General features: G+C 40.1%; 13 protein-coding genes and 1 pseudogene. 4 read left to right on the top strand and 10 right to left on the bottom strand.

All coding sequences use genetic code 11. The features are described from left to right. Together CFPU101_RS24415 and CFPU101_RS24410 are read right to left on the bottom strand one after the other, a co-directional pair. A pseudogene (locus tag CFPU101_RS24415) lies at window positions 1–208 on the bottom strand (MarR family transcriptional regulator); the annotation flags it as partial. A gap of 144 nt (window positions 209–352) precedes the next feature. Next, window positions 353–937 carry a site-specific integrase gene (locus tag CFPU101_RS24410; RefSeq protein WP_206818367.1) on the bottom strand — a complete coding sequence of 195 codons (585 nt, stop codon included), beginning with the start codon at window positions 935–937 and terminating at the stop codon, window positions 353–355. A 173-nt stretch (window positions 938–1,110) separates the two neighbouring features. On the opposite strand from CFPU101_RS24410, the gene CFPU101_RS24405 reads away from it, so the two are divergent. Beyond that, a complete protein-coding gene (locus CFPU101_RS24405) occupies window positions 1,111–1,428 on the top strand; it encodes a DUF433 domain-containing protein (protein ID WP_206818365.1) in 318 nt (105 codons plus the stop codon). Further along, complete coding sequence (locus tag CFPU101_RS24400) at window positions 1,429–1,776, top strand: DUF5615 family PIN-like protein (RefSeq protein ID WP_206818364.1); 348 nt, start codon at window positions 1,429–1,431, stop codon at window positions 1,774–1,776. 13 nt (window positions 1,777–1,789) lie between these two features. On the opposite strand, the gene CFPU101_RS24395 is transcribed toward CFPU101_RS24400, so the two are convergent. The 8 genes from CFPU101_RS24395 to CFPU101_RS24365 all read right to left on the bottom strand — a co-directional run bounded on the left by CFPU101_RS24395 (window position 1,790) and on the right by CFPU101_RS24365 (window position 8,215). After that, the gene (locus CFPU101_RS24395) at window positions 1,790–2,089 is read right to left on the bottom strand and encodes a hypothetical protein (protein WP_206818363.1); all 300 of its coding nucleotides are present in this window, start codon (window positions 2,087–2,089) and stop codon (window positions 1,790–1,792) included. Window positions 2,090–2,154: 65 nt separating this feature from the next. Beyond that, the gene (locus CFPU101_RS24390; protein ID WP_206818362.1) at window positions 2,155–2,661 is read right to left on the bottom strand and encodes a helix-turn-helix domain-containing protein; all 507 of its coding nucleotides are present in this window, start codon (window positions 2,659–2,661) and stop codon (window positions 2,155–2,157) included. Between the two features lie 274 nt (window positions 2,662–2,935). Next, a complete protein-coding gene (locus CFPU101_RS24385) occupies window positions 2,936–3,118 on the bottom strand; it encodes a hypothetical protein (protein WP_206818361.1) in 183 nt (60 codons plus the stop codon). Window positions 3,119–3,279: 161 nt separating this feature from the next. Further along, window positions 3,280–3,867: a DUF3991 and toprim domain-containing protein gene (locus tag CFPU101_RS26415; RefSeq protein ID WP_374191992.1), complete on the bottom strand. Its 588-nt coding sequence runs from the start codon at window positions 3,865–3,867 to the stop codon at window positions 3,280–3,282. Window positions 3,868–4,253: 386 nt separating this feature from the next. Further along, on the bottom strand, window positions 4,254–4,523 hold the full coding sequence (locus CFPU101_RS26410) for an MbeD/MobD family mobilization/exclusion protein (protein WP_374191991.1): 270 nt from the start codon (window positions 4,521–4,523) through the stop codon (window positions 4,254–4,256). A 1,229-nt stretch (window positions 4,524–5,752) separates the two neighbouring features. After that, window positions 5,753–6,121 carry a MobC family plasmid mobilization relaxosome protein gene (locus tag CFPU101_RS24375; protein WP_242578246.1) on the bottom strand — a complete coding sequence of 123 codons (369 nt, stop codon included), beginning with the start codon at window positions 6,119–6,121 and terminating at the stop codon, window positions 5,753–5,755. 192 nt (window positions 6,122–6,313) lie between these two features. Continuing rightward, window positions 6,314–6,958: a GGDEF domain-containing protein gene (locus CFPU101_RS24370; protein ID WP_206818358.1), complete on the bottom strand. Its 645-nt coding sequence runs from the start codon at window positions 6,956–6,958 to the stop codon at window positions 6,314–6,316. Window positions 6,959–7,705: 747 nt separating this feature from the next. After that, window positions 7,706–8,215 (bottom strand): hypothetical protein, encoded by a 510-nt coding sequence (locus CFPU101_RS24365; RefSeq protein WP_206818357.1) that lies wholly within the window; start codon window positions 8,213–8,215, stop codon window positions 7,706–7,708. A 687-nt stretch (window positions 8,216–8,902) separates the two neighbouring features. Here CFPU101_RS24365 and CFPU101_RS24360 point away from each other — a divergent pair. Continuing rightward, a complete protein-coding gene (locus tag CFPU101_RS24360; RefSeq protein ID WP_242578245.1) occupies window positions 8,903–9,346 on the top strand; it encodes a response regulator in 444 nt (147 codons plus the stop codon). 275 nt (window positions 9,347–9,621) lie between these two features. Further along, window positions 9,622–10,068: a response regulator gene (locus CFPU101_RS24355; RefSeq protein WP_206818356.1), complete on the top strand. Its 447-nt coding sequence runs from the start codon at window positions 9,622–9,624 to the stop codon at window positions 10,066–10,068. Window positions 10,069–10,539: the final 471 nt, after the last annotated feature.

The raw sequence follows: 10,539 nt of genomic DNA, 5'->3' as shown, positions 1-10,539 counted from the left end.
GTGTGCGACGCTCACCAATCAAAAAGATCAGCACTCTTAGAGCATCTTTAGTCAAATCCTCATCGGACGCTAAAATTTCCAACGCTTCTTGGCTATTCATAACCCAACCTTTGGTATAGGGATTACGTAAGAGAGAGCAGTAAACAACCACTCCATCTAAGACCTCTCCCGTTTCTCGGTCTATAGATGCTATTTTCCTGCGTCTCATGAGCGATTTCCCAAAATAGTCATAAATAATATTACTTTGTCATAAATATAATGACTATTAAGTTTTGTACGCTTTACCCTGAGCAGGTTTGAGAAATTCCCTTTTGTATATTATAAAAAGCCCTGCTTCTTTCCCATCCGCCCCTTAAAAATCCAGGGTAGAGATCGCCCGTTGTTTTTGTTTATCCGTCACCCCTAAATACCTCTCCAAAGCAGCTAGAGTACGATGACCAGAAATCGCCTGAATATGCCTCAAAGGAACACCTGCATCACTCATCCAAGTAAGTGCCGTTCTCCTGAATGAATGCGTACTCACCCCCTCAATCTCCAACCTCAAACAAGTGGATCGTAAAATTCGGTCAGCACTCGCTTTGTGAATGTGACCCCTGCCGTGTCTGCCAGGGAATAGGTGAGGATTGTATTTATCTAGTGACGGGGCTGAAGTTCGATAATCTTCCAAATACTTCCGTAACCGAGGGTGAATATCGATTTCCCTCGTTTCCTGTTTGCCCTTGGTATTGAAGCAACGGATCACTAATTTATCCCTAACTCCCTTTAGCCCGATCGCATCGGCGTAAAACAGGGTGCAGACTTCATTGATGCGGGCTGCGGCATATAAACACACCCCGAATAAAGCTTTGTCTCTTGGATTGACAAAGCCCTCGTTAAAAAGTAACGATATTTGTGGGGCGGTGAGGATTTCAGCCCGTCCGAAACGATTGACTTTCATGGGTTTCAGTATAGGCGATCAAATTAAAGTAAGATAGTGTAACCTCGCTAAACCCTGTTGATTTCGTTCTTGTAGCTAGGCGAATTTAGTTTTTCTTATCAGTCGAGGGGGTGATTCGGGGGATTTTTGAACACCTGATAAGATTTATTTATAGCCAGTTGAAGGAAAACGCCATGACCAGTCAAGTTATTTACCCCCACATCGTCAAAGCGAGTCCATCATCCCCAGCCCATTTAGAGCGAGTCCCCCGTGTACGGGTCGCTCAAATTGTCATGGATTATTTAGCCTACGGCTGGTCGGTTGAGGAAATGGGTCGTCAGCATCCCTATCTGAACCGAAGTGAGCTTCATGCAGCGATGGCTTACTACTTCGACCATCAAGAGGAAATTGACACTGAAATTCGCTCGGAATGGTCTCAAGCTGAAGCTCTTAAAATTCAAGCGTCACCTTCTCCCTTTTTGGTGCGGCTGCGTTCAGTCGGGTTGCTTTAGATGGCTGTTGCTCTTTACATGGATGTTCACGTTCCCTTTGCGATTACGGAGCAACTACGCCGTCGTGGGGTAGATGTGTTGACGGCCATTGAAGATGGTTCGGCTACTCTGGATGATGATGTCTTACTGGAACGGGTGTCTTGTCTAGGTCGGGTCATTTTTACCCAAGATATTCGCTTTAGAGCGTTGGCCGAGGATTGGCAGCGTCAGGGGAAACCGTTTGCGGGACTGATCTTCGGACATCAATTGGGGGGGACGATCGGGCAGTTTGTTAGGGATTTGGAATTAATTGCCCAAGCCTCTGAACCGAATGAATGGCTCAATACGGTTGAATATTTGCCTTTTTAGTTTTCAATCCTTATCAACGAACAGCTTTAGGCTTAAGGAGGATTCCTCGATCTTCTAGGTAACGGCGTTCTTCAAGTGCTTCTCGCTTCAATAGGTCTTGATGGGTTTCACAGTATTTGATTGCCTCCTTAACCGCTTCAATTGGCAAATCCCAGTTAAAGGCAGCTTCAGACGGGGTTTCGTGATTAACAATCATGTCTGAGTAGATGACCGAGGCTTTAATTCTCGTTCCCTTGATGTAAAGCTGCTGTCGCCAGGGATGAGGGCGTTTCTCTAGATACTGCCATTGGGTTTGAGTTTCACTTTGGGTCATGGTTTTTTCCTTTGTTAAGAATCGATTTTTTTCCATCTGCCTGAAGTAAACTTTAGGGTTGAAGACTATACTGAACTATCATGGACACTCTGGAAGTGGCTTAGAAGTTTTTCTAATTTCTCAGTAGGAATATCAAACTGTTTGCTGAGTTCAGAGACTTCTGAAGAAGGCGGGACAATCTCTTTTTTGCTCTGCACTTTTGTTAAAGATGTATTCTCTCTATCTGAAGTAACTAATTTAAGCTTTCTAATACTTTCATCATTTTCTTGTCTGCGATAGTCTTCAAGGTTCGTTACTTTGCCTTTCCATCCATAATAGGGATTTAACCGAAAGGCATAAGACCGTCCTATTTTCTTTTCATTTCGGATTAAAATACCTTTTTCTTCTAAAAGAACAATTGATTTAGAAACATTTTGACGTTTCATATCTAAAGCTTCACAAATTTCATTTCCCTGAACTAATAGCCAATTCTCAAAATCCAACCGACCTAAAAGATAAAGTAATACTCTAAAAGTTTCTCCCTTTAAATCTTTATCTCTTGCTAATTCTGTCAAAGCTTCTTGGCTATTCATGACCCATCCATTACCATAAGAATTACGTTTAGGGTTGAAGTGAACAAAGACTCCATCTAAAACCTCACCAGTTTCTAGATCAACAGAGCCGACCCGTCTATTTTTAGGATTCATACTATTGTCATGATATAGCATTACATTGTCATGATATAGCATGACAATCGATTTGTGAACCCTTTACACAGTAGGACTTTCAGAATACTCCTTTTTGTATCTTAGTATAGGTAAGAAAGCGACCATCGGGAGCTACGATTTTCCGACCTGCCCTAGATGCTCAATCACAAGTTGGATAACGTCGCATCACAAAGAAAATCTCGCCGTTTTCTGTGACGTGCCAATGAGCCACATGAGTGTCATAACCTTGTTTGGGATATCGCTCAAAATATTTAAGAGCCGTCTTTCTCGCCTCTTCACGAGGAAGTGTGAAACTGACTTCAACCCAAGCTGTTGATTTCATAGGTTCCATCACAAGTCCTCAAAATTATCCGACTCCTCTAGTAAAAAACATTTACTCACACAAAGCCAGCCAAGTTTAATAGGCATATTGAACGCTAACTCAACTAACCCTCTGATTGGGCAGATGGGAAAGAAGTAGCTACAAGGCTCATCGGTTAAGGCTTACAACGTAGGCCCCCTGCTTCGACTCCGTTCAGACTTTTTCTGTTGCTCTCGAATAGCGACGATTAGAGCCTCGTTCCAGTCTTTTTGATAATCGGGTACCTCACGAGAGATTTGAGAGCCAGATGGGGCTTCTTTCGCCAACTCCAGAGCAAGTTTTTCACCTGCTTCATCACGATCTGTAGCAATGACAATTTGACCGCCTTGTTTGTGGATCTTTTCAAAGGCTCCTCGGATGAGATCTTTTTGGTTTTCTGATAGGGTTCCTCCTGTAGCAAAGTAACGAGTCTGGTCGTCGTCAAAGAATCGGTAATAACTGAGGCAGTCAATCGGGCTTTCACAGATGACGAGCCGTTTGTCTTCTCTTGTGGTTTGAGAATGCCATAAGCCTTTCGTTCCGCTTTCTGAGAAGCCTTTGAATTGCTGGTTGCGGATTTCATAGCCACAAACCCCCTCTCGATCTCGGTGGGGAAAAATCACGTTGTTTCGAGAGTCGGTGTAAATTGTGCCAGCAAAGCGATCCGATTCGAGGGTTTCTCGATTGATTCCCCGATGCTGGAGATAAGCATGATTGGCGATCTCCCTCATCGAGTCAAACTGAGCGATGATTTTGTGTCGGTTATGAGTTGTGGGTTTGGGTTTAGGAGCCGCTTCAGCAGGTCTTTTCGTCGGGGTGTAGCTGCCTTCTACCCAGGGTCTAAGTTCTTTTCTCACCTCACCTAGATTAAGCGATCGTCTTTTTTGAATGAAGTCGATAATTGAACCTTTGTCTCGATCATCTTTGACGGAGTAGTAGAAGTAATGCCCGTCATTTTGATCGACTCCAATTAAGATTTTGTCTCCTGAATGGTCTTTAAGAACAATGCAATAAGAACTCGATTTTTTGGGGTCAATTTCATATCCTTGAGTTTGAGCATATTCGACTAAGTTGATTTGGGTTTTGAAGGTTTCTAGTTCTTCGGTTTGTTTCATTTTTATTCTTTCAAGATATTCACGATGTCTTCGTAGGCTTTCTCTAATTCTTCGATTCGTTTGCTCAAGGATTTGATGGAGTTGGTTAAGTTGTTGATTTGTTTGTTCTGATTGGCGACGAAGTTCAATATTTCTTCGCTCTGTTTCTGTCTGTTCAATTCCTGTTTCTTGAGCCAGTTTTCGATAAGTTCGTTCTGTTTCTTTTTGTCTTGTTCGTATTGTGAGATGAAGTTCTTGAAGGTCTGGAGGAGTTGTTTTTCGAGGTCGGTCATTTTCTTGTTTTAGAGTTTGAGACAGGGTTTGCTGTTGCATTTCCATTGAGTTTGTTGGCTCAGTGGGGAGTTGGGGGGAATGATGATGAATTTGCCTTTGTTGTTCTGATAGAGTTCGATTCCCCAAGTCTTTTTCTTGAGGAGTTCGAGGGTTTTCTGTTGTCGTTGGCTCTCTGCTTGTTGACTGGTTATCTTGTTGGCTTGATGGGTTAAGTATTGCGTCATCGCCCAACTGCTGATGAAGAAAGTCCCCAAGAGGCCGATAGTGGTTACTGTGGGTAGGGCTAGATACCACTTGAGTTGATTCTGTGATTTCTCCTTGATAGCTTGGGTAGCGTTGCTGAAAGTATTCAGCACGTTTTGACATTCGATTTCCAAGTTCTGTTTGAGCTTGGTTAATTCGCTGCTGTGTAGTTGTTCTATCTGTTTCCTCTCCTGCTCCAATTTCTGCTGGAGTTCTCGATTCAAGTCGCCAAGATGCGTCATAAATTCCCCCTTTTAAACGGATTCGTTTGTTTAAACTCTCTCTATAGACTGTTAGATAGTCATCACCCGTTCGAGTGATTTGAAAATTGGCTTCCTGTAGGGTTTGGATGATGTCTTCTCGGTTTTGGATGCGCCCTAGTTTGATGTTTTCTTCGATGTAATTGTGAATGATTTTTCGATAGTCGTCTCGGCTAATGGTGGCGAGTCCTGCATCTTGTAATCGTTGGTTTTGAGCATCAATGAGAGCATGGTAGCCAGGTTGGTAAACTCTGGCTCGATTTGGGTCGTCGGGTCTGGCCCATCCTTGACTGTAATTCCAATAGTCGCGCCAGTGGCAGAAATAATTTTGCCAGCCTGGGGGGGCGATGTTTAAACTTTTACCTGTGCTGAGTTCGACTCTAGGGGTGACGAAATGCAGTTCGACTCGACCGCCGCTTGTGTGGCTGTGTTTGACCCAAAGGATGTCGTATTGGTCGGGTTCGAGTCCTGCAAATGCAGTTTTCTCGAATGAATCGATTAATGCTTGCTGTTGTTGTTCGGTGGGCGCATCTTCTGGAGCAAAGCTGATGACTCCTGTTTGATATTTGTATTTAAAGTCAAGTGAGTCAATGATTTGAACGATCTTCTCTGGGTCGCCTTTTAAGAATTCGGGTAAGGGTTCTCTTTTTACGCCTTTGCCATCTTTTTCGCGGGTTAAATAATCAACGATTCCGCCGCCTTTTCCTTGACCGCCGTTGAAGAATTTAACTAACATCGTCTTCACCTCCGTTTTTTTGGGCAGATGGGAAAGAAGATGCCTTTTCATTTGTTAGTTGATTAAGGGCGAGTTCGATTTCTTTGAGGGCTTCAATGATTTCGATGGCTTCGGCGGTTGTTTTGTAAGTATTAGCCCATTTAGCGATTTGGTTTAGGTTGATGCCGATGCGGCGAATTTGACAGGTTCTTTCTTGAAAAAGGGAGCGATCTAAGTGCTTGGAAATGGTGGCTTTTTTCATGGCTTGACGGACTAGAGAAGCCAGGGGCATTCCAGCTAAAAGGGCTTTTTCTTGCCATGCTGATTTTTCAGTTTTGCTTAATCGAATTAAGAGTGAGGTGTCAAGTTTTTCAGCCATCTTCATTTCCTTTCCCATCTGCCCGATTGGGGGTTTTAGGGGGTGACCCCCTAACCAGCACCCGCCTCAATTATAAACGAAGTGAAGAGTTTTTGTATATAGGCGGGGTATGCTGGCTTTATGCAGAGTTAAGAAGGTATTAGCAGGGAGCTTTGTTTAAGGTTTTTGGCTTTTCAATAATACCCTTTCGCTTTAATTTCCATAAACCTTGTACTTAATAGCATTTTTGCCTAACCTCTTTACTTCGTACATTAATTGATCGGCTATGCCAATCAACTCATTCACTGATGGGGGGAGTTTTAGGTAGGTGACAACCCCTATACTGAAAGTGATTAGCCAATTATTATTGTGCATTTCTTGTAAAAGTTTTTCATTAATTCTAGAGGCAATCTTTGGGGCTAATACTTGGTTAACTTCTAACAGGAGTAAGCTGAACTCATCTCCACCTAAACGAGCGACTATATCGATAGCCCGAATCTGTTTTTTAAGAATTCCAACGACTTTTTGAAGAACGATGTCGCCAGTTTGGTGTCCTAATGAATCGTTAATAATTTTAAAATTGTCTAGATCTAGATACACAACAGTAAAAGGGCGTTGATAGCGATGAGAGCGAAGAATTTCCAAGTTGACGCATTCATAGAAGCCTCTTCTATTAAAAGCCCCAGTTAGAAAATCGGTTCTCGCTGAAACTCTTTCCTTTTCTAAGGATTTTTTTAAGGCACAAACAAGAATGACTATAAGTAGATAAACACTTAGTCGGTTAACTAAATTCCAATAAGGAATGAGCCAGTGAGAATAGACTTGTCCCGCTAACTGATTGGTAATTAGCCAAGTCAAAGCACTGATGAATGAAACACCTACCCCTATTCTTTTGCTAATTCCCCAAGAGCTAATTAAAATAGGAACTAAATAGAACGATGAAAAATTAACTTCAAAACTAGTTTGCTCATCTATATATGCTAGTAAAAATATAAGCAGACAGGAGAGAGTGAGAAGCAACCATTTAGGTTGTTGCTCTAGATACTTCACTATCGCTTTTAAAACGATTTCCATTAAAAGAGAATTTGAGAACTAGCCCATTATCTCAAAAAGTCGAGAAGTCTAGAGTGATTTAAACACTAATTTTCAGTGATTAAAATCATAATCATCAAGAATTAGCTTAATTATAGAGAGTGAGTTTAAGCAATTTTTCTTCTTCAGTTTTAGTCAGCATAACTCTCTCTGATTTTGTCTTAATCTTCAAATTTCTCTCGAAATCTCATAAATCATTTCTAAGATTTTCTGTAACTCTTCTCTAAGTTGCTCGGATTCAGTTTGAGAGATAGATAAGACAAGTAAATCGCGAACGCTCAAGATTTTTTTTAAAAAAAACTGCTTTGTTTCTTTGTTTTCTTTTATGAATTTGCCAAGACTATCACTTTCAGATTGACGATATTTAACTGATGAAGTTGGGGAAGGTAGAAAGTGCATAAGTCCAGAAGAACGGTATCTAAAGATGAGTTTGCTTCTAGTATATTTAATTTTTATTGCTTATTTAGTGATGCTCAATACTCGTCAGGTATTCTTCTTTTTTATTGATTGGCTCTAATCTTTTGTTGGGTAATATTTTGGTCGTTTACCTTCTCCTACTTTCCAGCCTGTGATTTTCAAGAGATAGTCATTAATAGCTATCCCTTGTTCCTTAGCTGCCTTATCCACTTGGTAGATGGTCAAGTTAAGGCGATCACACAGTTCACTCTTAGTTAGTCCGTCTTGGGCTTCTTTTTCGGTGTATTGAATATTCATCCTCTCAGTTGGGAAAATGACCACCTCTGATGTCATCTTGGGAGCTAAAGATTTAGCACCCGCTTCGACAAGAGAGGCTTTAATTAAAGCTACTTCTTTTTTAAGTGTCTCCACTTCATCGAATAGCACCTGAGATGAGATTTCCGAAGGAGGGCGATCGTTTAAGTAGTGTTCGAGGATCACCACCACTGCACTAGAAAGTTGAGTAATGTTTTTTTCTTTCATCCAAGCAGTGAGTTTAGCTGACAAGTCAGCATTGAGGTAGGCTTGTATCTTGGTATGTTGCTCTAACCATTCTTTAGTCGGCATAATTTTAATGAGATAGAACTGTTATTTACAGTAAATTACATAACTAAAAACATTATATATTAAAGACTTAACTGAAATCGTTCATGAGTCAAAAACTCTAAGTCACTCTCAGTTTGATTTACTTAAATTTACAGTAAACTACAGTATAAGAGACAGGTTAATTTAAGTTAACAACTGTAAATAATTAAAGTTGTGTAGTTTACAGTTAATAAATTAAAGTTACTATTTACGGTAAACTACAGTTAACTACTATCGAGCAAAAAAGAGGCTTTAGAGAACCATATAACAAGTTGACAAGTTAAAATAGTAAGAAGTTAACTTACTAACAAGTTAAATTGACAGAAGGTTAACTTCTTTCCCCTCTGCCCAAAAGAAGACTTAAACTTGTGGGCGATCGCTTCAGAATGCGAGATCCGCTCTTTGGATCGTTTTTCACATCGGTTTAGCTTTGAAGATGGGCTTTTTAATTAAGAGAAGAATGATGCTCCTGAAAAATCATTCTAATGATAGAGCAATAAATTATCTAAGTTAGAGATGTTTAGGACAGACTAATGAAAATAGCTCTTCGGCTTGGCTAAGAGTTTAAATTGATGTTCAAAACAGTAAGCCGTCAAGAGTAGCAGCTTGCTAGAAATTAAGGATTAATTAGGTGTTGAAAATAATTGTTTTGATTTGGAGTTTATTTTGTTGACGATTCCCTCTAAGAAAATCTTCAATATCTTGCTAGTAGAAGATGATGAAATATTTGTTAGGGAGATCAAGCAAATCTTCAAAACAAATAAAATTACTCATTCTCTTTACACAGTCACGAACGGATTAGAAGCTTTAGAGATGTTACGTTCTCAAGATGGTAAACCGCCTGTAATTCCTCAAAGGTCTCGATTAATCTTGCTGGAGCTTAACTTACCGAAAATGAATGGATGGGAGTTTCTAGGTGAGTTACGCTCTGATCCTAAACTTAAAATAATACCAGTCGTTATTTTGTCAAGTTGTTGTGACAAGGATCAAGAGAAACTAGAGCTTTACAAATTGAATGTAGCTGGCTGCATTAGTAAACCGATTGTTTCATCAGAGTTAACTGAAGTGCTGATGACAATTCTTAAATATTGGACAATTAACGAACTAATCTGAGTTAATAACTCAAGCTTTTTCGAAAATTTGAATAGCCATTTAACTTCGATTAAAATTCTCAATTTTTTAGAAAAACCGACTTGCTTTTAAAACGATAATTCATGATTTCACTTGTCAACTTGGAACGCTGACTAACTTAATAGCAAGTTTAAAGAGTGATTTCTTCCCCATCTGCCCAAAGAAGGATTAACCTAGATTGTGAGCCGTGTCTATAATAAAGGCGATTTGGTCGTGATCTTTTAAGCTAATTTCACTAACTTTGTTTGGAGTCAATCTTGTTAACTGAACTATCTAATAAAAAACTTAACATCTTGCTAGTAGAAGATGATGTAGAAACTGTCGTGGACATCAAGCAGATCTTTAAAAATAACAAGATTACTCATCCTCTTTACACAGCTAAGAACGGATTAGAAGCTTTAGAGATGTTGCGTTCTCAAGATAAGAAACTGTCTGTGATTCCCCAAGAGTCTCGATTAATCCTGCTAGCTATTAACTCACCCACAATGAACGAATGGGAGTTTCTGAGTGAGTTACGCTCTGACTCTCAATTAAAAGTAATACCAGTCGTTGTTCTAGCCAATTTTTGTAACAATGATGAAGAAAAACTGAAGCTTTACAAATTGAACGTAGCTGGCTGCATTAGTAAACCTGTTGCTCCTTTAGAGTTAGTCGAAGTGTTCATGACAGTTATTAAATATTGGACAATTAACGAACTACCCTAAACTAACAACTAAAGCTTTTTTAGGACTTGGTTTTAAAAAAAGATTAAAACAACAATTCATCAGTTAACTTGTCAACTTGTTAGCCAGCTAACTGAAGAGAGAATTTTGTTTCTGAATGCGCTCGCCCTCCGTTTAATTTGTTCAGAGGGCAGATGGGAAAAGAATATCCTCTCTGTTAAGGAAAAAAAGCGATTTGAGGCGGGTTGCTCCGAAGGGTAAGTACAAACTATTGTTTTGAGCTTATCAAGGCTTATAGAGGTATTTTTTGAGGGGGTTAGATTTAGGGGAAGCTGCTAGGGAGATCGGGTTAACTTCCTTCCCCGAAGCCCAAAAGTAGGGTTAAATTAACTTAGATCATAGACTGTGACTGTAATAGAGACGGGTTACGCGGTCATATTAAATTTATGACCGCTTAAAAACTCTACCACTTCGGGCTATAGCTCTCTAGGAGTCTGAGAGTTTGTCGAGAAA

The sequence above is a fragment of the Chroococcus sp. FPU101 genome (assembly GCF_017312365.1).
Taxonomy (GTDB): Bacteria; Cyanobacteriota; Cyanobacteriia; order Cyanobacteriales; family Microcystaceae; genus Chroococcus.
This window is presented reverse-complemented; position numbering and strand designations above follow the sequence as displayed.

Bases quoted from the DNA above. Each gene is read 5' to 3' on its own strand.
- CFPU101_RS26410 (WP_374191991.1), bottom strand. From the start codon at position 4,523: ATGACCGACCTCGAAAAACAACTCCTCCAGACCTTCAAGAACTTCATC.
- CFPU101_RS24390 (WP_206818362.1), bottom strand. From the start codon at position 2,661: ATGAATAGCCAAGAAGCTTTGACAGAATTAGCAAGAGATAAAGATTTA.
- CFPU101_RS24400 (WP_206818364.1), top strand. From the start codon at position 1,429: ATGGCTGTTGCTCTTTACATGGATGTTCACGTTCCCTTTGCGATTACG.
- CFPU101_RS24365 (WP_206818357.1), bottom strand. From the start codon at position 8,215: ATGCCGACTAAAGAATGGTTAGAGCAACATACCAAGATACAAGCCTAC.
- CFPU101_RS24375 (WP_242578246.1), bottom strand. From the start codon at position 6,121: ATGGCTGAAAAACTTGACACCTCACTCTTAATTCGATTAAGCAAAACT.
- CFPU101_RS24405 (WP_206818365.1), top strand. From the start codon at position 1,111: ATGACCAGTCAAGTTATTTACCCCCACATCGTCAAAGCGAGTCCATCA.
- CFPU101_RS24410 (WP_206818367.1), bottom strand. From the start codon at position 937: ATGAAAGTCAATCGTTTCGGACGGGCTGAAATCCTCACCGCCCCACAA.
- CFPU101_RS26415 (WP_374191992.1), bottom strand. From the start codon at position 3,867: ATGAGGGAGATCGCCAATCATGCTTATCTCCAGCATCGGGGAATCAAT.
- CFPU101_RS24395 (WP_206818363.1), bottom strand. From the start codon at position 2,089: ATGACCCAAAGTGAAACTCAAACCCAATGGCAGTATCTAGAGAAACGC.
- CFPU101_RS24385 (WP_206818361.1), bottom strand. From the start codon at position 3,118: ATGAAATCAACAGCTTGGGTTGAAGTCAGTTTCACACTTCCTCGTGAA.